This is a genomic window from Trichodesmium erythraeum IMS101, from assembly GCF_000014265.1.
Taxonomy (GTDB): Bacteria; Cyanobacteriota; Cyanobacteriia; order Cyanobacteriales; family Microcoleaceae; genus Trichodesmium; species Trichodesmium erythraeum.
The window spans coordinates 7,290,269-7,313,753 of sequence record NC_008312.1; the positions used below are offsets into that span (position 1 = coordinate 7,290,269).

Annotated in this window: 9 protein-coding genes and 4 pseudogenes; 9 read left to right on the top strand and 4 right to left on the bottom strand. The window is 36.4% G+C overall.

Annotation, left to right across the window (positions count from 1 at the left end; translation table 11 throughout):
* Positions 1-133 precede the first annotated feature (133 nt).
* The gene (locus TERY_RS22955) at positions 134-10,417 is read left to right on the top strand and encodes a DUF4347 domain-containing protein (RefSeq protein WP_011614024.1); all 10,284 of its coding nucleotides are present in this window, start codon (positions 134-136) and stop codon (positions 10,415-10,417) included.
* A 261-nt stretch (positions 10,418-10,678) separates the two neighbouring features.
* Here the strand turns inward: TERY_RS22955 and TERY_RS33970 are convergent.
* Positions 10,679-10,822: pseudogene (locus TERY_RS33970) on the bottom strand (IS1 family transposase); the annotation flags it as partial.
* Between the two features lie 45 nt (positions 10,823-10,867).
* Here TERY_RS33970 and TERY_RS35495 point away from each other — a divergent pair.
* The 3 genes and pseudogenes from TERY_RS35495 to nadA all read left to right on the top strand — a co-directional run.
* A pseudogene (locus TERY_RS35495) lies at positions 10,868-11,183 on the top strand (IS1 family transposase).
* Positions 11,150-11,344 carry a hypothetical protein gene (locus TERY_RS35500; RefSeq protein ID WP_196797146.1) on the top strand — a complete coding sequence of 65 codons (195 nt, stop codon included), beginning with the start codon at positions 11,150-11,152 and terminating at the stop codon, positions 11,342-11,344. The pseudogene TERY_RS35495 and the gene TERY_RS35500 overlap by 34 nt, the downstream one beginning before the upstream one ends.
* Positions 11,345-11,736: 392 nt before the next feature.
* Positions 11,737-11,988 (top strand): annotated as a pseudogene (nadA, locus tag TERY_RS29090) (quinolinate synthase NadA); the annotation flags it as partial.
* 177 nt (positions 11,989-12,165) lie between these two features.
* Here nadA and TERY_RS22960 read toward each other — a convergent pair.
* On the bottom strand, positions 12,166-12,984 hold the full coding sequence (locus TERY_RS22960) for an inositol monophosphatase family protein (protein WP_011614025.1): 819 nt from the start codon (positions 12,982-12,984) through the stop codon (positions 12,166-12,168).
* A 916-nt stretch (positions 12,985-13,900) separates the two neighbouring features.
* Here TERY_RS22960 and TERY_RS31505 point away from each other — a divergent pair.
* Positions 13,901-14,555: pseudogene (locus TERY_RS31505) on the top strand (IS1 family transposase).
* A gap of 246 nt (positions 14,556-14,801) precedes the next feature.
* On the opposite strand, the gene TERY_RS22970 reads toward TERY_RS31505, so the two are convergent.
* The gene (locus TERY_RS22970; RefSeq protein WP_011614026.1) at positions 14,802-15,425 is read right to left on the bottom strand and encodes a DUF938 domain-containing protein; all 624 of its coding nucleotides are present in this window, start codon (positions 15,423-15,425) and stop codon (positions 14,802-14,804) included.
* A 1,128-nt stretch (positions 15,426-16,553) separates the two neighbouring features.
* Here TERY_RS22970 and TERY_RS35505 point away from each other — a divergent pair.
* The 3 genes from TERY_RS35505 (at position 16,554) to TERY_RS22975 (ending at position 18,567) form a co-directional block, all read left to right on the top strand.
* Positions 16,554-16,727, top strand: coding sequence for a hypothetical protein (locus tag TERY_RS35505; RefSeq protein ID WP_196797147.1), 174 nt, complete (start codon positions 16,554-16,556; stop codon positions 16,725-16,727).
* 145 nt (positions 16,728-16,872) lie between these two features.
* Complete coding sequence (locus TERY_RS33980) at positions 16,873-17,022, top strand: hypothetical protein (protein WP_011614027.1); 150 nt, start codon at positions 16,873-16,875, stop codon at positions 17,020-17,022.
* Between the two features lie 84 nt (positions 17,023-17,106).
* Positions 17,107-18,567, top strand: coding sequence for an FAD-dependent monooxygenase (locus TERY_RS22975; protein ID WP_011614028.1), 1,461 nt, complete (start codon positions 17,107-17,109; stop codon positions 18,565-18,567).
* Positions 18,568-19,676: 1,109 nt separating this feature from the next.
* Here the strand turns inward: TERY_RS22975 and TERY_RS22980 are convergent.
* Entirely contained in the window at positions 19,677-20,123 is a 447-nt protein-coding gene (locus tag TERY_RS22980; protein ID WP_011614029.1) for a cupin domain-containing protein, read from the bottom strand.
* A gap of 1,398 nt (positions 20,124-21,521) precedes the next feature.
* On the opposite strand from TERY_RS22980, the gene TERY_RS22985 reads away from it, so the two are divergent.
* On the top strand, positions 21,522-22,649 hold the full coding sequence (locus TERY_RS22985) for a mechanosensitive ion channel family protein (protein ID WP_196797148.1): 1,128 nt from the start codon (positions 21,522-21,524) through the stop codon (positions 22,647-22,649).
* Positions 22,650-23,485: the final 836 nt, after the last annotated feature.

Here is a 23,485-nt window from a genome sequence, read left to right on the forward strand (position 1 = left end):
GCTATTTCATTTTGATTTAATAAATCAGGAAAAGTTTAATTCCTAAGCACTTATTTCAATTGTGAAGTTAAGTGGGAAATTTTAAGGTTATATTTTTTTCAAAAAACAACAAATTTTGTTTTCAAGTAAAGTTATGAATAAGCAACCGTCTCTAACTGTATGGGATAAAAGCATTACTTCCTTCTGCTCATACTCCTCAAAAGAAGTTAGTTATGCTGAGGCATTGATATCTAATGCTCGTGAACTTGTAGTAATAGATAAGGGTGTTGATGACTATCAACAGTTACTTCATAGTATTAAACCTGGTATTTATGGGGTAGTTTTAAACCCAGATAGGGATGGTGTTCAACAAATTACTCAGGTTTTACGGAACTATCGAGGGGTTGAAACTCTACACATTTTGTCCCATGGTTCCCCTGGATGTTTATACTTAGGAAATACTCAACTAAGCTTAGAAACTCTAGATAAATATGGTGAAGACCTACAAAAGTGGTTTATCGAAGTTCCCTCAGCAAATTTACTGATCTATGGTTGTCAAGTAGCTGCAGAAAATACAGGAACAGAATTTCTGTCAAAAGTACAAAGTTTAACCAAAGCTAATATTGCTGCCTCTGCCAACTTGACAGGAAATGCTATCTTGGGTGGTGACTGGGAACTAGAAATTACTTTGGGTCAAGGAGAATTTGTTCGCGCTTTTACATCAGAAAGTTTAGCAGATTATGCTTCAGTATTAGATACTGGTAACTTTTTAGTATCTGGACTTCCCCCATTCGCTCAAATATGGATCGATAAGAATAACCCTTTCCCTAATGTGTCACTTACGGAAACGGAAGATAAAATCACCGCATCCTACAATGGGACACTAGATATTACTACTCAGATAAACGAAATTCTCACGAGACTTAACTTAACCCCCATTACTCAACAGATTAGTGCTACAAATCCTACTTTAATCATTGAAGGAACGGCTCAGAATCCTACGGGTTATAAATTTTCAGGGGAATTTTCTCCCACAGAAGCTATAGAATTTCTGGGTGATACCTTGGGAGTTGAATTACCCAATAACATCCAAGAGCAGCTCAACAAAGTGGGTAAGGTTAATATACAGGCATCCAACCAAGGATTTGGGATTACCTATCTAGATAATGTCGTCTTAGATGTCAACAACATAGTTGGTATGATTAGCGACAATGATTTCCTTAAAGATGCCGCTAATACAGTAACTGAAACATTCTTAGGAGATGGTGACCCAGCTACTGAAGGGACTCAGCTAGTGCTGGCTCAACCGGGAATAGAATTTGAGAAGAAAAATAATACCAAAAAATTAAGCTTTGCTGGTGATTTTAACGGGGAAGTTTTTGACCTCAGTTTTGATGTGAGTGAGATTGGCTCCAAAGTGAGTGGCGCTCAGAAGAAAATTCCCAAACTGAGTGGATTTAAGTTCGGTTTGCCAGAGCTTGATGCCACGAAGATGACAAATGCCTTCAAGACTATTGCGGGAACAGAACTACCAGGATTTGCACAAGATTTGCTAACGACTTTGGGTGGTTTGGCAAACTTAAATATTGAATTGAATGATAATGGATTTGGTGTCACTTATGTAGGTGGACTCAATATTTCCAGTACTATTAATAGCCTTCTTTCTACCTTAGGCTTGGGTGAGAATGTCTTGTCTGATTCCCTAAGTGTAACAAATCCTGGTTTACGAGTTACTAAAGACGATACAGGGAAGAAAATTTATGCAGCCTCCATTGGTGAATTTTCTCCCACAGAAGCTATAGAATTTCTGGGTGATACCTTGGGAGTTGAATTACCCAATAACATCCAAGAGCAGCTCAACAAAGTGGGTAAGGTTAATATACAGGCATCCAACCAAGGATTTGGGATTACCTATCTAGATAATGTCGTCTTAGATGTCAACAACATAGTTGGTATGATTAGCGACAATGATTTCCTTAAAGATGCCGCTAATACAGTAACTGAAACATTCTTAGGAGATGGTGACCCAGCTACTGAAGGGACTCAGCTAGTGCTGGCTCAACCGGGAATAGAATTTGAGAAGAAAAATAATACCAAAAAATTAAGCTTTGCTGGTGATTTTAACGGGGAAGTTTTTGACCTCAGTTTTGATGTCAGTGAGATTGGCTCCAAAGTGAGTGGCGCTCAGAAGAAAATTCCCAAACTGAGTGGATTTAAGTTCGGTTTGCCAGAGCTTGATGCCACGAAGATGACAAATGCCTTCAAGACTATTGCGGGAACAGAACTACCAGGATTTGCACAAGATTTGCTAACGACTTTGGGTGGTTTGGCAAACTTAAATATTGAATTAAATGATAATGGATTTGGTGTCACTTATGTAGGTGAACTCAATATTTCCAGTACTATTAATAGCCTTCTTTCTACGTTAGGCTTGGGTGAGAATGTTATGTCTCAATCTCTAACGGTCAGTCATCCCGGTTTACGATATGCCACAGATGAGACAGGGAATAGAAATTATGAACTATCTGTTAGCGAATTTTCTCCCAAACAACTGATTAATCTATTGGTCGGTTTACTGCCAAGTTCTGTTTCTTTACCCTCCAATATTCGTGATACGATCAACAGCATTGGGAATGCAAGTTTATCTTTATCAAGTCAAGGGATTTCTATTACCTATCTGGACAATGTTACCTTCGATTTGAATGGTTTAATTGGCGATAGTTTTAATTCTCTTAGTTTCGTTGAGGACGCAGTTAATAAGATTGCCGAGATAGTTTTGGGTGATGGGGACAAGAATAAACCTGGAACTCAGCTTGTTCTAGCAAAACCTGAGTTCGAGTTGACAACAGAGTCATTAGGCATTGGTGGGTTGTTGAATGATAAGAACTTTGATATTGATTTTAAAGACGGACTTGAGTTTGAATATGAGTTTGGTCCTCTAAATTTGAATTCCATCTTAGGGGATATTCCAGGTCTAGATGGATTCCAGTTAGATGAGACTAGTTTATCTTTCTCCGATGGGTTTAGCTTGGAAGGCAATGTCAATTTTGCAAACAAGAACGATGACGTTTCTAAATTTATCAATGATTATTTAGGAGTAGATAATGTCGGTGTAGCACTAGAAATTGGCAAGGAAGATCTCTCTTTAGCAGGGATTTTAGCAGGGGATGTTCCCTTGATTTCTATAGGAGATTTTAAGGCCACACTGAAAGATGTTGCATTGGGATTAGAAATGAGTGCAACAAATCCTATTCCTAATTTCGGAATTGATGGCGGAATGACCTTAGAAGGCTATGATCCAGTTCAAAAGAACGAACCTCCATTAACACTTATTGGTGGATTGGAAATTGATCCCAAATCCCTCACTGGGCAATTTAATATTGATGCAGATGGAGTTTGGAAAAATCCCTTTGGTCTACCGGATAGTGAATTAAGGGAACTAGGCGTTCAAATTGGGGCGACTTATATTCCACCATTTATTGACAATGTTGGATTTGTTGGAGACTTACAGTTTGGCAACTATGATTTTGACGCTGCTTTCTTAGTTGATATTACAGATCCTCAGAAATTTGCTATAGAGTTAACTCTCAACGAGCCACTTGGCTTAGTTGATATGATAACAGGGCCAATAAATTCTTATCTGATAAACCAATTGGATAATGTACCCATTCTTGACGAAGTGACAGGGTTGTTTAATAGCTTTAGTGATCTTGTTCCGATTTCAGTTGTTTCCATTGATGGTCCTGATGACGATGAAGAACTCGATCCGTTGATTAAAATTGTCCCTGTTGAGACAGAAGTTCTTGAAAGGACTTTAGAACAGGGGATTGGATTTAATGCTGCAGTGAGGGTTGGGAGCAAGGAAGGAACCTTCAATTTTAACATGAATCCATTCTCGGGTAATCCAAGTTTAGAAGGTTCTCTGAAAATACCTGAGATTGATATCTTGGGAGTTGTTAAGATATCTGGCGTTCCCAATGGGAAAGATACTGACTTGAATTTAGACCTGAAAGTTAGTCCAAGTGAGGCATATTTCCGAGGTGATGGTCAGCTTGAATTTTTCGGAATTAACTTGGCTAAAGCTGATTTCGACTTTTCTACGTCTGGTATTAAAGTTAAGGAATTAAGCTTGCTAAATGGCACCCTCAAACTTTCGGATGTGGAAATTGGCAAACTAAACAATGTCGCCACAGCAAAGGGTGAGCTCGAATTCTTGGGTCAAAAATTAAAGGCTGAAATAACTCAAGATGGTCAGGGGTTTAAATTGACAACTGGTTTAGTACTGGATTTCCCGGATTGGACTTTTCTATCTGATACATATGCCAATCTGACAATTCGTTCAAACGGGACATTGGAAGGTTCACAGTTGGAACTTGATAGCCCACTGTTTAATTTTGAAGTATCACTAGGTGAGATAAAGAATGGAATTGGGGATTTAGTTAACTTTGCAATAAATGAAGTAAATAAGCTAGGGGAACAGGTAGCCGATTTTATTGCACAAGAATGGAATAATACTGTCGAATATGTGTCAGATACCTTCAAGTCACTAGGAAACGCCTGGAATCAAGGCATTAGCCTAGTCAGCAATATTTTTGAGACTGGTGTTCGGCAGGTCGTGGATTGGGTCGACAAACAAGTACAAGACGGGTGGTTGCCTTGGCCTCTAGATCACATAGTAAAATGGGTTACTAAGACAGTCAGACAAGTGACTAATATAGAATACACAAAAAATGATCCCAATTTACCTCAGAATGTATCGCTTGGTGACGGCAACCAAGAATATGATGGCCAGGGTGGAAATGATACTATTGATGGTGGCAACGGTAAGGATCATCTAATGGGAGGTGTCGGCAACGACTCTCTTAAAGGCGGAAATGATGAAGACAAACTTGAAGGGGGTGCCGGCCACGACTACCTTCATGGCCAAAGGGATAACGACTTCCTCTATGGTAATGATCATGATGACCGCCTATATGGTGAAGATGGAAACGATATGCTTGATGGTGGAAGTGGTAACGACCAACTTTATGGGGGTAACGGGCGAGATCAACTCAAAGGTGGAAGTGGTAACGACAAACTTTATGGTGAAGATAAAAGCGATGTCCTTGAAGGTGGAATGGGAAATGACGAACTTCATGGTGGTAATGATAATGATGTACTCAAAGGTGAGTCTGGCAAAGATACCTTAAGGGGAGGAAGTGGGAGTGACAAGCTTGAAGGTGGTGAAGATCATGACCATCTCTATGGGGAATCGGATAGTGACAAGCTCGAAGGTGGTCAAGGTGATGACTATCTAAATGGGGGTGATGGAAACGATGAAATAGATGGAGGTAAGGGTAACGATTCTTTAGTAGGTGATCAGGGTGATGATATCCTCTATGGTAGAGAAGGTAACGACACCTTAAAAGGTGATTCTGGCAACGATCTTATTTTTGGTGGTGTCGGCAATGATATTCTCTATGGCGGCACAGGGGACGATTATCTTGATGGTGGAGAAGGCAACGATACCATTTACCCAGGTAGCGGCAATGATACCATTAACGGTGGTGAAGGCAATGATCTCTTAGTCTTGTCCGGGGCTAAGAGTGATTATATTATTACTGATACCTCAACTGGTAAGGAGATTACGAACAAACGTGACAATAGCAAAAAAATTGTCTTTGGAATAGAGAATATTTCATACGAACAAATACAGCAAGGCAATGCCTCCAACGGACCGTTAGCAAATGCGACAGTCTTTATTGATACTAACAGCAACTTCCAACTGGATAAGGGAGAAACTCAAACCAACACTGACAGCAATGGAGAATATAGTTTACCCTTTGACTTGGAAGAGTTAGATCGTAATGGAGACGGAGAAGTTGACGCTCAAGAAGCTCAAGTCGTTGTTATTGGTGGTATTGATACCAACACCGGACTACCTGGGGAAATACCTTTAATTTCTCAGATAAGTGCCACAGGAGAATATACCAGCACTACTCCACTCACAACCCTCAAAGCAGTCTTATCCAGTCAGGGAATAAAGGAAAAACAAGTAGAAAGGCTACTCAACAAAATATCCGGATTTTCCCTAGAGTCTCTATCCCAACCATTAGAGAAATTCGATCCTTATAGTGCCATTGGAGAAGGGGACGATAGCGGAATAGAGATTACCTCTGGTCACATCAAAATAATGAACCTGCTACTCAACGGCACCACCTTCCTAGAAGCAGCATATTATACAGAATCAGATGGTCAAATTCAGGTCATTAATGCTCTAGGTAAGGTCTTAAAAACAGTCGAAAGTTTCGACTTGAGTAAAAAACAAGACCTACAGAAATTCTACAACCAATTAACCGAGGAATTAGATCTTTCAGTTAATAACAAAACCATCGCTGCCCTAAGTACCTTAGTCACTCAAAGCAATAACCTCATTGATAAGTTAGTAGAACAAGCATTATCAAGCTCGGTTGACGATGTATTGCCAAGTATCAACCCAATCAAAAAACAGGTTTACAGCATCTTACCGGACTTAACCCAACAACTGGTCGAGGGTAAAATTACAGCGGGAGAAGCTCAAACCGAACTCAAGGAAATACTAAATGCCGACACCTTCTTAGTTGAACACGCTCTCAACGAAGACCGCATAGTGAAAGTCGTTGCTAGCGATACAGTCAAGGAAGGAAAAGACAAGAACGGGCAATTTATTATTACCCTGGGCGAAGCAGCTCCACCCCAAGGATTAAAAATCCTCTACACTATCTCCGGTACTGCCACTCTAGGACAAGATTATCAGAACAAAGATGGCTTGTTTGGAGAAATAAACTTTGAACCTGGAGAAACGGAAGCAGTTATAGACTTAAAGGTATTAGACGATAAGATTTCTGAAAATTCAGAAAGCGTCACTATTAACCTGAAATATGTAGGGAATGGTTATGCATTAGACCCCATGGCGAAAACAGCATTTCTAGAAATTACCGATAATGACAAAGGTAACAACAATGCCACCAAGAATGGCATTGAAGAAACCGGAAGTTTTGGCGATGATGAGATTGCTGGTCAAGAAAAGAATGACAAACTCTTGGGTAGTTACGGTGACGATATGCTCAAGGGAAAGGGAGGAGACGATAAGCTCATGGGTGGTCAGGGCAAGGATACCATTCAAGGAGGAAAGGGTAACGACGAGATAGAAGGGAACTTTGGCGAGGATGTTTTAGAAGGCAACGCTGGCGATGATGTCATTGCTGGGGGTTCAGAAGACGACCTTATTAAAGGTGGTCCAGGTAACGACTTCCTGGATGGGAATACAGGAGACGACCAACTAGAAGGGAATAGTGGAAATGACCAACTAGAAGGTGGTAAGGGTAATGACATTCTGAAAGGGAACCGAGACAACGACTGGTTAGTAGGTGAAGCGGGAGAGGATATCCTTAATGGCGGTCCTGGAGTTGACCTACTTAGAGGCGGTGAAGGTGCAGACGTCTTTTACTTCCAAAAACCCAGCGACAAAGGTGATCTGATTATAGATTTTGACCCCACTCAAGGGGATAAAATCCAAATATCCCGCAGTGGGTTTAAAACAAATTCCCTCGAAGACTTTAAGGTTGTTGTAGGTACTCTTGAATTTAAGGGAGAAGAAATTGCCCTAATTCAAAACAATGGAAAAACTTACAATAACTTTGCCGAATTAGCAGATATCGTCGAACTCGTAGACGAACCTAAAGTCAAAACTACCCCAGAAAAGAGTAAGGCATCTATTGAAATTAAGCCTCAGGAAGCGAAATTAAACAGCGTGGCAAACCCCGAAACAACTATCCTGGATGACATTATCAAACGAGGTCAGATTAAAGTTGCAATTTCGGGTTCGGGAAATGAATTTGACCTAGAGTTTGCTGAGGTTATAGCTGCAGCTGTATTTGGGGATGCTAGCAAAGTTAAGTCTATTACCAGTAAATTCTCTAAATCTTTTGAACTGGTAGCAGACGGCAAGGCGGACTTGGCAGCGCAACGTATTACTGCAACATTGGGACGGGATGGAGAATTAAATGTGGATTTTGCACCGACCTACTTGTTTGACTATCAAACTGTTATCGTTCCTAATGACAGCGATATTACAAATGTTTCACACCTTAACGAGCAAACAATAGGAGTGATAGAAGGTACAACGGCATTAATCAATTTACAAAATCAACTAGAGGTTGAGGGCATCAAGTTTACACCTAAACTATTTGAAACTGCAGAGGAAATGATAGCAGCTTATGATGCCGGTGAAGTAGATGCCTATTCTCACGATCGCTCCTTAATATTAGAGAACTTAGACCAACTATCCCAGCCAGAAAATCACCGTCTATTAGATGTAGAACTATCTAAAGAACCTATTTCTCTAGCTTTACCAGAAAATGACTCCCAGTGGGCAGATGTAGTCCGGTGGGCAGGTTATGTTCCCATTCAAGCAGAAGAGTTTGGCATCAGCTCACAAAATATCGCTGAATTTATTGCCCTGAATACAGATGATAATCCCACTAATGACTCTAGTTTAGGAATTCGTCGGTTCCTGGGTATAGAAGGAAATTTGGGTGAAACCCTGGGACTGCCTAATGATTTTGCAGTTAATATCATTAATCAAGTAGGTAACTACAGCGAAATTTACGATCGCCACTTTTCGGGAATAGAAGGTGATCGCAATTCACTATGGAGTGATGGTGGTTTTCTCTATTCTCCTCCATTCTCTGGCAGCGAGATTGATATCGTTATTAAAGACAATGATGATCGCGACTTGCTAGCAAAAATCAAGGAGCGTGGAGTCTTAAAACTAGGACTTCCAGACAATGAGCCAGGTTTTGCGGTAAAAATGAGCAATGGAGAGTATGAGGGCTTTGATGTTGACTTAGGTAAAGCCATTGCGGCTGCTATATTTGGAGATCCTGAAAAGCTAGAAGTCAAGACTCAGTCATTTAAAGACAGCTTTGCTAACACTGCCAATGGTGTTGTCGATATCTCAGCAATGGGTATCACCCATAACCTAGTCCGGGATGCTAGTTTGGGCATTGACTTTGGTCCAATTTATCTCTATACCGGGCAGGGAGTATTAGTTCGCAATGATAGCGGTATTACTGTGTTACCTGCTCTCAACGGTCGTCGCGTTGGAGTTTTAGAAGGAGCTACTAGTTTACAAAATATTCAGGATACGATAACTGAGTTAGGTGGGGATATTATACCAGCAGAATTTACTACCAACGATGAAATGTTTGCTGCCTATGATGATGGTGATATAGATGCCGTTATCACAGATATGACCATTCTCAACGGGCGCGTTCAGAATTTATCTAATCCTAAGGAGCATAAAATTCTCGATGATATTCTTTCCAAAGAACCCTTAGGATTGATTATAGATGAAAATCAGTCAGAGTGGTCAGATGTAGTTCGTTGGGTAACTAATGCTTTAGTTCAAGCAGAAGAATATGATATTACTTCTAAGAACATCAAGCGCTTAATGGCCAATAATCTGGATGATGATCCTAATAATGATTCTGACCCAGTGGTCCGTCAGTTTTTAGGTATCGAAGGAAATATCGGTAAAGTGCTGGGACTGCCGAATGATTTTGTTCCCAACGTGATTAAAGCTGTTGGTAACTACGGCGAAATCTATGAACGCTATTTTGATTCAAACTTGCTACCTCGGGAACAGAACGAGCTATTCAGCAATTTTGGTTTGCAGTATGCTCTACCTTTAGGATCTGAAGTTTCTCCTACAGAACAAGAAGAATTAGGTAGTGAGGATGACGTTTACGAAATCCAACCAAGTACCCTGGAAGACTATCCTGATGGTTTCCAAGCTAAGGGAGGTAATGACCGAGTTACTGGTTCCATGCGTTCAGATTTAATATCTGGCGGCCAGGGTCAAGACACTATCAGTGGAAATGATGGAGATGATAGGATTATTGGTGGCCCTGGTGTTGATTATCTCTATGGTAAAGATGGTAATGACCTTCTAGAAGGTCGTACTGAAAATGATTATCTCTTTGGTGGTCCTGGAAACGATGCATTAATTGGCGGTCAAGGTCGCGATAAACTTAACGGTGGTCAAGGTTCCGACTTTTTGATTGGTGGGGCAAGTAAAGACAAGTTCATCTTTGCCACCAACGAGGAGTTTGATGTTGAGGCAATAGGTAGCGATACCATTGATGACTTTAATCCTGATGACGATATTATTTTGTTAGATAAGAAGACATTTACTGCTCTTGAGAGCAAGTCGGGAGAAGGTTTCAGTCTAGAAACTGAGTTTGCTAGCGTTACCAAGAATGTTGCGACTTCCGAGGCGTTAATTGTTTATAATAGCAATAACGGTAAATTATTCTACAATGAGAATGGTAACGAACCAGGTTTTGGCGAAGGGGGTGAGTTTGCCTTGCTGACTGACCAACCTGCTATTGGTGCTGATGATTTCTTGATCCGATAGAATAGTTAGGGTTTGCTGCAAAAAGCAGAGGGTGAGGAGTGTTGGTAGAGGGAAATCTTATCTACTTATGCGCACCAGCTTTTTGCAGCTCCAGGGACTGAAAAGCTTACAATTTTTTAAAGCTCCAATAAGGCACTTTTCTTTAAAATTTTTTGAAAAACAATGCTGCAAAAAGTTTGAAAAAGTCTCCTTTAAAACTCTGGTAGTCATGCATATTAATGGTCAAGTACAAATTGTGGCATTGTAATGATGCATGAAGTTCTATATAGATCCAATGTGATTACTTAACTTTTTAGAAAAGGATAATGTTTTTCTTACTAACCTTAACTCCCGCTGTCGCGTTGTATTGTTAAACCTTTCTATTAAGCTTGTTTGATCTGTATCCTTGCGGACAGTTTGATGTCGCTTTCAAGGTAGAACTTCCTCTTAGTTTCAGAAGTGAGAGCGTTGATGCTAGGCACTTTCAAGTTTTCATTAATACTTGTCAGACTTGTCTTATCTGTCTTACAGCGTTTTGAGATTGATAAACTACATTGTCACAACCCAAACTTTGTAGGGAGGTTCCATGGAACCTCCCTACTTTTTATTAGTAAAACGTATATGACCAGAGTCGAAAGAGAAAATAGAAGAGTTAGGCAGTATTTAGCTAGGCTACACCGAAAAAGCTTGTGTAAGTCAAAAGTCGGTGGAAATGTTGAAGTATTCTGTCGGTTTACTGATTCATTATCTTGATTGGAAAGATATTCCTCTTCTTTATCGTTCATAGCTCAACTCACCAACACCAAAGAATTAATCGTTAACACAGAAGGAAAAACCGACTGCAAACAAAGTAGTTCGATGATTGGGATAGCTGTGAGCGAGTTTGACCCTAAAGTTGTCAAAAATATTATTGGTGGCATAGCAAACTCAATAACTAGAACCAACTAATAGCATAGTCCGATAACAGAGGGGTCTCGGGCATCAACGACAGAATAAATGTCCCAAGGTCTGGGAACAAACTGAAGCTATAGTTAGCTTGGTGGTTAGCTATTTCAATTGAATTTGGGTTCATAGGTACAAAGGTAACACAGCAGCACAAAGATATGGTTTAGTGATCGCTCCCAGTCGTTGGCATGACTTGATAAATTTTCCCACGCTTTCTTGATGCATTACCGCGGTTTTCATGATTAGTAGATCACAGTAGGGGAGATATCTTAATGAATACTCGGCAAACGCCAATTATTCCCTACAAGATTTTGTTTTTGAAGTGAAGTCATATTTTAGCAAAAGCGCTGTAAGTTCTTGATGAATTATGTAGCTTTGTTACATGAAAGTATACGATCGCCAACCTCAAGCAAGAATTAAATGCTGTCATTCTAGCTCACTATTATTAAGAACCCGATATTCAATATCTTACAGACTACATTAGTGAATCTCTCAGTATTTCCCAACAAGCTGCCGAAACTGATGTAGATGCGATAGTTTTTGCCATAGTTCATTTTATAGGGGAAACTGGAAAAATGCTTAACCCTCATAAATTCATTTTACCCAATTTAGATGCAGGTTCCTCCTTCGCTAATAGTTGCCCACCAGAATAACTTCGCAAATTTAAAACTGCTTATTGATGTGCAATATCTGAAAAAGAACCTAGAAGCAAGTTATCAGTAAGTTTTCACCATTTTGAATATCTACTACTCTTCTACAGATAATTAAACTTACCTACTTAATTAAAATAACTTGCTCTAAAAATTCTCTATCTGACCTTGAATTTATTTTATTAAAGGTTCAACTATAGCTGAAAAATAGGGAACTAATTCTTCATTTCCTACAACCAAAGTCGGAAAAGGATGACTCAAATAATCTTTGCCTATTTTTAAAGGAAAAATATCTTCTGATCGTAATGGTATCCAAATTGCTCCTGCTGCCTTTGCAATTACCCAAGATGCAGCAATGTCCCAAATTCTTGGTGTAGCTTCAACACCACCAATAGACGCCCCAGAAGCTACAAGTAAAAAGTTATAACTTGCCACTCCTAACATTCTAATTTTTGTTGGCAGTTGGGGTAAAATTTTTGTACTTCGAGAGCAAATATTAAATAAATGATTACCAGTAATCACATCTTTAATTGGCTGAATTTGTCGATTATTTAAAAATGCCCTAGTGATAGGTCGATTAGTTAAATAGGTTTGATTTTCCTGGCAATAAAAAGCATAATAAGATTGAGATAATGGTGGCATATTTACATAACCAAATATAGGAATACCTTGATACAATAATCCCATACAAATTCCCCAAATTGGCACACCTTTAGCAAAGTTTGTTGTCCCATCTAAAGGATCAATAATCCAACACCATTCATTACTGGGAAATATCTGTTGACTTTCTTCTGTTAATATTCCGTGAGTGGGAAAACTAGAGGCGATCGCTTCTCTAATTACCCTATCTGCCCATTTATCAGCTTTAGTAACTAAGCTACCATCAGCTTTTTTGTCTGCTTTGACATTTCCAAAATCTTTTAAAAGTTGATTTCCTACTATAAAGGTAGTTTTTTCTGCAAAGTTTAAAATTTGGTTCCATAAGTCTGCCATTTAAATTTTTTCTCCTACTGAGTTTTGGTGGAAAAATTCTTAATTAACCTGCCAGTAAGTCTAAAGAATTACCTTAATTATAAATCTTGAACGGAAATATAACTTAATTAATATCCTTTTTTCCTGAATTTTTTTAGCAGTCTTTTGAGGAAGCTGATTTAGAGTGAAATAGGGAACACCTGAACAAAAACTAGAAAACTGATCCAATTCACTTCTTTCAAATGAGATTTTCTTGAGAAGATTAATACTTGTAAATCACTACCATTTATTTAAGAATTCGTCCTTTGAAAACTAAATTATCTGTATATCCATATTATCTTTGCTGCAAAATTAATTAATAACTTCGATTAATTATTTATTGTGCCTATTCAAGCAAAGTATCTGGCATATTTTAAAATAAAGCTTCTTGATAATTCAATCTAAAAGTCACTCTACCATCCCTTAAAATTATATTTTTTAGCAGAATTAATATCTCTATTTTATCTCCACAATTAAGAATTTATTCTAGCTGAATTTTGTGTAACTTTAAATATTTTTTATATATCTATATTTACCAAAAAAATTAACGCCTGAAACCATAAAACTCAAAATTAATAAATCACTATATTTTCTTGAGTATTAGAAGTAATCAGACTAATTACAAATCATGAATTCTATACTTAAAGCCTGCTGATTAATTCTCAAAGCATTGACAAAAATTATACTCATAGCCTTATTTAGATAGCAAAAATTACCAGAAGTACAGTGGCTCAAGCTCATGTATTGATCAGATGAGTGGGCATATCGGCAGCAGAAAAATGAGGGGACAATTCTTACTATACCGGACGTGGTGACCAAGCCATTTAACTGAGCACATCCTAATAGCTGGTAGTGCATCAAGAAAGTTTGGGAATGGTAATATAATCCTTGTCCTTAAATACTTTCTATTATCATAGAATGTCCTCTATGTGGCCATCAGAAAACTCGTAAACAGGGAAAGACCAGTAATGTTGTCAACGATATTATTCTCCTGAATGCCTACAAACTTTCACCGATACTTTTAACACTCTCTACTATTGTAGAACAATTTAACCTGAACAAACGCCCATGGTTCTGGAGGCTCAAGTTGAGGGCAGTAGTTTAAGAGGGATTAGTCGAACAGTGAATTTGGCCGGATAATACGGTAGTTACTTTGGTTAGAGCTGCCTCTGAAAAAGGACAAATGATTCATAATGCTCATGTCCAGAATATCAAGACCTCGCAAATGAGCAGTGATGAGTTTTGGTCATTCGTCCAAAAAAAACGAAAACAGTGCCAGTATCAGGAATTGGCAGAAGGGAATTCTTGGGTTGGGAAGCCCCTGGAACGCACAAATAGAATTATCAGAAAGCAGCTCGGTTGATGGCATTGCCGACAGAATAAATTTGGCAAGGTCTGGCAGCAAACTGAGGTAAAAGTAAGGTTGGCAAGGGCCTACTTTAATTGGATTTGAGTTCATAGTCCCAAAGAAAATACTGCTGCACAAAGAGCTGAGGAACGCGATCGCTACTTGGAGTTGGAACGAGTTAATTACTTATCCCACACTTTACTGACGCACTACCGAAGTATTGAAGTACAGGTAAAAGCAAACAGAAGAATAATTAGCATTGGTGGATGGCAGGATGAATTAGCAAAAAAAATAGCTTGTTGGTTTATAGAGCTGCCCATTCCAGCTTAATTCATCCCTTAATTTACCAATGCTTTTTTTGTGTTTAGGAAAGACTTTTATTTTCTAATATTCCCTATTAACTCCTCTCCAAAAAATGTAGCAAGACTTTTGAGATTTGGTAAACGTGATATTAGCCCTTATGGAAAACCACAGATAAATTATTTGCTGGCATTTGCACCTGCTCTTGAAATTTTAACCCCTCCTTCTCTGCTGCCGCTACCACATCTTCTAAGTTTCTTACTCCCCACTCAGGATTTTGAAATTGTAGAGACTGATCAAATGCTAGATTACTTGGTGCTGTATGTTCCCCTCTCAGTTTGTATGGACCGTATAAATATAGTACCCCATTCTGAGGTAACAAACGTCCCGCACCCGCCATTAGTCCCAGGCAAGTAGACCAAGGACTAATATGAATCATATTAATATTGACAATAGCTTTAATCTGAATGTCTTCTTTCTCCACCGCCCAAGCTGACTCCCGTGCATCAATATTAAGAGGTAGATGCAGGTTATCTGACGGACTATGTTTTTGCCATGCTGCTATACTCTCACGCAAGATGGGATCAGGATCAGAAGGAAACCACTGACGTGGTTTTAGACGGGGAGAAAAGAAAATAGCGTGTTCTCCTGTACCACTGGCAATTTCTAAAATGTTGCCCGTTGGAGGTAAAAGTCGTTGTAAGACTTCTAAGATAAATTCCCGATTGCGTTCAGTTGCAGGAGCATATTGTCGAGCATCATTAAAAGAGGTCATTTCAGTTTTCAGTTATTAGTTAAGTATTTAAACTATATATCCAATTTTGATCAAAGGCAAGAGGTAACAAACAGCAAAAAATATAAAATTTAATAAGTTTTAGTTTATAAATTAAGCAAATTTATATGTATTAATATTATGTTTAGGTGAAATTTAAGTTATTAAATAATTAATACAAAAATAATAATCTTATTACAGGATTAGCACTCTATAATTGTATTAATTATTTTTATGTTATACAGAGGTTTTCTGCAAGGTCCTTAACTACTCCCGCGCCATAAACAAACTTTATACTAAAAAGTATAGAGATTGCTATAGTAATTAATAATTAAAATAGAAACTAGGAAATTTAGAAATTACTAAACTCAGTCATAGATTATTTTTTACTGTTTTCTTTGCCTTAGTGCTATATTAGGGAAAAAAATTATCTCACTGATATCAGGAAAAAACTATAGTAAAAAGTAAACAAATTCTTAAATACTCCCTTTTCTAAAGAATTTAACAACAACTTATAATTGGGAAAAATACCAATAGTTGAATATTTTTTCGGAAAAAATAAATGATATAACTCTAAAAATATAATTGGCAAACTTTGTTTATAACCCCTGATATATATAACCCAGCAAAAAACTTATTTATCTCTTTTAAATAGACTTTTTATTTAAGCATTCAGCACTTTAAGAGTCAGCTCAATTGCTTTTGAATAACTATCAACTACTAAAGTTACCTGATTGCCAATTACACTTTCTAATATTTTTCTAACATACGGAATCCAGAGCCAAGGGAATGCCGTACAAACATAACTTTTTAATTCTCCTTGGAGACTAATTCATCCTTCCAATATAATGAGTTAATAACTTATAGCTGATAGCTGATAGCTGAAAATTTACCTTTTTATTAGCAAAAAACAGAGCGATCGCTTAGTTTAATGTCGGAGAAAAATCTCCCTCAACTATATTTTTTAAAAATTCCATTTTCAGCTTCCCTTAACATCCTCAACCTAGATAAAAACAATTATTTTTACCATAAAATTTATAGCTATTTACCACCTATCAGGCAGAATTAAAATCATGTTTATTAAGCTTAGTAAGTATAAAAAAATATGGATATTATACTTGAGCAATAACTGTGCTTCAGCCGAAGAATATCATCACTAATCAAACTCCCATAATGAGATTATTTTATCCTCAGTTTTGTCAACTTAGATATTTAATCCACACACCTTTACCTTTAGAGTTATTGGCAGGAAAGTCAGGAACAGAGTTAATTTATCTTGGCATCTTGAAGTTAAAAAAAAGTTAACTTTCCAGATATGATTCAGCACTTGGTAGCTTTATCCCCTCCAGCACAGATAATACAACGTTAGGCGTTAACGAAGCTCTGGAAGATGCTGCTTTGATCACAATCAGTAACTGAGATTAACAAGCAAAATCAGTGGAACGCTCTGGTGGCTATAGAAAAAGCTTTCCGTAAATATGATGCTTTGCGTTCCCAATTTATGGAGCGCTTTCAACAAGCAACTTTGACAAGGCTACCTGTTTCTTCAGAGCAGCATGACCAAGAGTACGCTCAACCAGTCTATCCTCGCAATATTTAAGAAATTATGCAAACATTATTATTATGCATACCATTACAATTCTTGTATAATGTACAATAATTATAGGATAATCAAAATCAGTATATGACTGAAGAAAACTCCATTCCCAAAATTGATTATGATGTAGTGATCGTTGGTGCCGGCCCAGTGGGGTTAGCAACTGCCCTCGGTTTATATCAACGTGGAATTGAAAATATTATCGTCCTCGACCAAACTCGAGCCTTTCGCCAGGTAGGTCAGACTATAAGCATTTTCCCAAATGGTTTAAAAGCGCTTAAATACATTGATACAGAAGCTTACAAGAATATCAAAGCTACTATTGACCAACCCCATAATTCACTACAAGTAAGTCAGAAAACTGAGGTAGAAAAAAAACAGCCTTCGCCCTATTGGAATCTCATAAATGTGAACGGGCAAAAAATTCGTTCTTTTCTCGTGGGATACAATGAATATTTTGAAAAGTACGGAGAGGGTAAAGTCTCAATTTCTTGGTACAATTTACAAACTCAACTGAGAAAACTATTACCCGTTGAGTGCGTCAAAGCTAATCATTGTTGTATTAATGTAGTTACTGAGCCAGAATTTCAATGTGTTCGAGCAGATTTTGTCTCTAATCAGGAAGTAGAAATTCACCCCTATGTTTATTGGGATGATCAGCAACAAAAGAATAAAAGCAGCAGTCTGAACTCCTCCCAATTTTCTGAATCGAAAATCACATCAATTCGTGCTAAACTATTGATAGGAGTAGATGGAATTAATTCTAGAGTCCGTCAAGTAATCTATCAAAATACTCTATACAGTGAATACAGCAAACCAAAATATTGTGGTGTTGGCGCCATATGCACTGGTAATTTTTTTGACAGTAGAGCAGTTCAGATAGCAGAAACACTTTCAGAAAAAATCAAGGAAAAATTTTTTCATGGTTCTCCTAGAGTAATAACAATAAAAAATCATCAAATATTGGAAAGTGATCTTCCCAGAATTATGTTATTTTCTCCTCAACCTTGTCAGTTTGGATATGTCTTCCATGGAGCTTTCCCATTAGATTTATTGCTAGAAAAATCGGGAGAAGAGTTAATTAATATTGCCATAAAAGAGTTAAAAAAAGCAGACTTTCCAGAGATAATTCAGCAGTTGGTAGCTTTATCTGACCCAGATAAGATGATACAACGTCTGTATTATACTCATCATGCTACTGTTTCTGCTCCAGAGCAACCCAAATGGAACATAGGGCGGGTTGTATTGGCGGGAGATGCTGCCCACGGTATGCCACCATTTCTTGGTCAAGGAGTTAATCAGGGACTAGAAGATGCAGCAGCGATCGCTACTTTAGTAAATCAAATTAACAAACAAAATCAGTGGGATGATATGGCAGCTATACAATTAGCTTTTAGCAAATACGAGGCTTTGCGTCGTCCATTTATGACCTACATTCAACAAGAAACTTTGATAGGTAGACCTTTTTCTTCATATGAGAAGTTACAAAAGTATAATCAAGTAGTTTTATCTCGTAATATTGAGGAAGTTATGCAAACATTATTGTAGGAAAAGGCTTTGTTGCATTAAGGTGGCGATATAGCTCCCGCCACTATGCTCCGCCAACGCAAACCACTCCCCTATTAGAAGTAACTAGATCTCAACTCATGTAACTCTTAGGTTTACCTATTTAAATCATTCGGTTTAATATTGCACATTATACAAATAATTCTACTGCTTGAGTATCTCTTTTGTCGTGATCGTAACTTCCCTCCAAATACGTTTCTAGTCTAAACATAGTCGTTAACTCAAAGTTACTATTAATTCAATTATCAAATCACTTGTATTATTAGATCCTCCTCTAAGTCTAGTCTTTTCTAGTGCTACTTTGGTAGAACGTTTGAACACACACTCTAGTAAACAAAAAAAATTTCAAGATGGGCGAGTCATTCATGAAGCGTATCTAGAAACTAAGTTTTTACCCAAGTATTCCAAAGGTTTGAGATTAACGATCCCAGAAGTCTATTAGAAAGCTGTACATTATGATTAGTTGCCATTTAGCGACAATGTCCCCATTTATTTCTTCCTTTAACTTTGGTCTTCCTTCTTCAAAGAGAGTACCATTATTAATATTCAAAAATAATGCTATACTCCCAGGACTTAACCATCCAAACAAGAAACCAGGTTTATTGCCCTCATGAAACTTTGGTATTTCTGATTTGGCTAAAGTCTTTTAGCCAAAGGTGACATTTAGGTCATGCACCGAGAGCAATGAGCCCTAGATCAAATTACCTGATCTACAAAGTTACTTCCTAACCAAGAAGAAAGGAATTTAACCTCCAAGAAATTGGGAGTTATCATCTCATATCATCCTTGTCATTTAGTAACTTATTTAACCAGGGAACACTACCGCCCAAAAACAGATAGCTAGTTGTAAGTTAAGCCACCTTCAAAAATAGACATCAGTGTTATTAGAGTGCTCTTGAGAGCAGGCAATATGCTCCAAACATTTCAATACTATGAGTAAAGTTGTCAAACAGCAAAACAATGCCCGCAACAGCAGTCACTTGGGATACGGTGTATACAGATTTAAGGTGCAAGTTTTGAACCGATTAAATTTTGCACAGACTACCATGAAAGAATTTTGTAGTAGGGGTAAAATCAATTATTCTTACTTCTTATTCCTTATTCGTTATTGCCTTTTTAAATGAAAATAGTTGATTATCCTCATCTGGAAAACGAATAATATCATCTTCCCCAAGATATTCCCCATTTTGAATTTCAATCATTATTAAGGGAATTATACCAGGATTTTCTACACGATGAGCTGTATTTGCAGGAACATAAGTTGATTGTTTTTGAAAGAGTAATTTTTCCTGATCATTAAAGGTAACTTTAGCAGTACCAGAAACCACAATCCAATGTTCGCTACGATGATAGTGCATCTGGGTACTAATATAATGTTTTGGTTTTACCTCAATACGACTAATTTTGTAACGAAGACCTTCTTCCAGAATTGTAACTGTGCCCCAAGGTGGTGTTCTGGTGGGGTATTTCTGTTCATTATTAGCTTCTGAATCTAAGAAAGGGGTTGAAGGCTGTTGATGATTTTCTATTTCACTCATAATATATTTTTTTTGGATGAAATTTTAGAATAACCTACTTTTACATTGTACCAAAGGTTAGATAAAATTTATTCTTACTATTAGTTCAAATTTTCGAGATTGTTTATCAACAAAATATTAAAACTTCAACATGGTTTTGAAATTTACATTCATAATTCATCAGAAAATTTCTCAATCTTTGAGAAATAGCTATATTTTATTTAATATTTCAAGACTATTTCATGATAGTTTTATATTTTCAATTATGCTTGATTGAATACTCTCTATTCCCTCTCCCAGATAAATACTAATAATAGTAAATACGAATAAAAAATTGGGCATAGTTAGCAAAAAAAATACCTTAAAAATAGAAAGATTCATCTTGAAAATCTAGATAAGGCTGAATTAGTGAGCATTAAATCATTAATAAATATTATTACTTTTATTTATCTATTCAGATTAGTTTTTCCTAAAAATATTTGATTATTTTGGCATTTTAATTTTTCTATTAAATCAGCCTATACGAATAAGCAATTCATTCTTTTTAGCATCAATTATCTGAGTTTTTAATCCTGCTATTTATAGATGATATTAAATCCTTTTGTTGAAGCTTTAAAATACTATTCATTGCTGTAATTTGATATTTTGTTAATAAAGATTATATGGCAATCCTATTGTTACTTTTTACGTTGTCTGAAATATAGCAAACATGGAGATTTAGCAATAGTCAGAGTCATGGGTAAGATATTCGGATAAGAGCTTTGGAGTTTATTTATACTTCTTGAATTGTGACAATAGTTGATAGGATGGCTATAATTATAACAACAAATCTATGCATATCTATAAAAGTATCTACCTATATAAGAATAAATAGGAATATCTCTGCCCGAGATTACTGATAAACCAATTATATACTTTATATTTATTCTATAAAAATTAAGCCTAAAAAGTGTTCCATTTTTATTTTAAATTACCAGGCTTTATTGTCTTAAAAAAAATCGCAAACTTAAATATAGGAAGATAAACTATTTTAAGTGAAAAGTATAATTTTTGAGTTTTGAATATTTCCTTATACTTGGCATTATAAGATCTTTCATTGTGGTCGAGTATGAGTATTTAATTCTCAGAAACAATATCTAAACTTCAATTGGATTAAGGCAAAAAAAAATGGAATTATTAGAAATACTTTGGAAAACTATAGAATTTTAGAAAAAATTATTTTTTTTTAATACTTTTTCCTATACTTTGTCATAGAAAAAATTTATTCTTAAAGTATAAAATTAGGAGATAAATAATATTGAATTCCAAGGTATAACTTTTGATTTTTGAATATTTGCTTATATTTCGTATTATACTCTCTTTCAGTATGTTATGCTTAATCAAGTATTTTATCCTGAGAAACAACCCGTAAATTCAAGTTTGATTGAGGAAAAAAAAAGAATGGAATTCTTAGAAACACTTTGGAGAAATATTGAAACAACTAATTTTTTTGGCATACCAGCATTTAAACCATTACTTGCATTTGGTATACTATTGTTAACAATAATATTTCAGGGAATTATTTCTAAAACAATTGTTAAGTATATCAAATATCTTACTGTTAAAGCTGGATATAATTTAGACGATAATCTACTTGAGCTTATCAAAAAACCTTTAACCTTTTTAATCTTTGCAGTTGCCTTACGGATAATACAGACCATTTTAGCAAGAGGTGCACTTGACCCTAACCTTTCTTCTTTAATTTTCCTTACTCTAGTTGCTTTTTTGCTTTACAATGCAGCTCCCTTATTGGCCAAGTTATTAGAGTTCCTCACTATGCAAACTGAGACAGAACTTGATGACTTGCTGGTTCCCTATGTACCTAAACTAGTGCGTATTGGAACAGTTGTTGTAGTAATAATTAAAGCATCAGAAGTATTTTTAGGAGCATCTGCAGGAGCCCTTATTGGTTTGCTTGGTGGTGCAGGTGTTGCTCTAGGTTTGTTGTTCAAAGATATTATCTATGACTGGTGTTGTACTATAATCATCTTTACTGATGGGTTGTACAAACCTGGTGACTGGGCAGTAGTTTCAGGAGAATTTGTGCAAGTAGTAGAAATAGGCTTAAGAACTACAAAATTGTATTCATGGGAATGGGGTAGCATAAAAAAAATGCCTAATTCTAGAATGGTGAGTGGTATCGTAGATAACTGGTCTCAAGACCAATCTGAAATTAAAGAATGGGGGTTTAAAGGAGCCATAAATATTGACTGTATTACATCAGATCAAGTAGAGATAATGTTAAAGGGAATGAATCAATTATTTGAAAGTATTGATGGTTTTTACCCAGGAAAATATAAATGTAAGTTTCAAGGTATTCAAGGTAATGCTCGTGTCTTATCATATATGGCGAAAATAGATCCTAATTATTACACTTCTGCTATCAATAAATTTCTTTTGGGCCTAATGAAATTAATGGAGAAAGAAGGTATTCATACTCAGAATATCCATTTCATTACTGACCAAGATACCTATGAAAGCAATATGAAAATGGCAAGCAAAAATTGAGAACTAAATTTATCTAAATTTTTGGGATTAAGCTAGGCTAATTTTTCCTGACTGTAGCTAAAGAAAAAGATGCTAAATATGTAGTTTAAGTTTCAGAAATTAATCTAGTAAGTAGGTAGTTTAATTATCCGTAAAATAGTAATTGAGATTCAAAATCCTGAGAAACATTATAATAAGTTACTACTTAGTTATTTTTCGTATTTCTTGTTTTAACGTTTATTTATGCCTACCTACTTAACCTACAAATCTAAGTCAGAAGTTCCAGCTACGTTTCACTAAATTTGTTAAGTTTAATTCTCAAGCTTTGATGCCAATTATCAAGTCAGTTATCTAATTTTTTTAAGTCTTATAGTTTATCTACTCTTTTTGGTCTACCAAAAATAATTTTTGCCTTTAACTATTTTCCTGTTCTATAAATATTATATTAAATATTATATTGGTTGGCATTAGGGCAATTAAGAAATAGATTTAATCCCTACAATTAGACTGTGAATATTATTAAAATATTTTCACTGGATAAAAAATAATTTAGCTGTAAAATTACCATTAAATTTTACTTGTATCGACTTATGAAAGTATTTTTTTTTAATCAGAACATACTTTGAGCGATCGCCTCACAACACGACTAATAATAGCATTTATCAAAAACTTTTCTACTTGGCACTTTCATTATAGGTAGGGATGTTCGATACAATGTCAGTACAACATTTATCAAATTAACACACTCTTAGCTCATCATTATCAAAAAGGTTATTCAGCCTGTATTAATTACTTAATAATTGAAAAGTAGGTAGGCATGAAAAAAAAACTTAGCTGTTAAGATATATGTACTTATT

What these genes read in the sequence shown, in the direction of transcription:
- TERY_RS22975 (WP_011614028.1), top strand. Translation starts at nt 17,107, where the DNA reads ATGACTGAAGAAAACTCCATTCCCAAAATTGATTATGATGTAGTGATC.
- TERY_RS22980 (WP_011614029.1), bottom strand. Translation starts at nt 20,123, where the DNA reads ATGAGTGAAATAGAAAATCATCAACAGCCTTCAACCCCTTTCTTAGAT.
- TERY_RS22955 (WP_011614024.1), top strand. Translation starts at nt 134, where the DNA reads ATGAATAAGCAACCGTCTCTAACTGTATGGGATAAAAGCATTACTTCC.
- TERY_RS22970 (WP_011614026.1), bottom strand. Translation starts at nt 15,425, where the DNA reads ATGACCTCTTTTAATGATGCTCGACAATATGCTCCTGCAACTGAACGC.
- TERY_RS22960 (WP_011614025.1), bottom strand. Translation starts at nt 12,984, where the DNA reads ATGGCAGACTTATGGAACCAAATTTTAAACTTTGCAGAAAAAACTACC.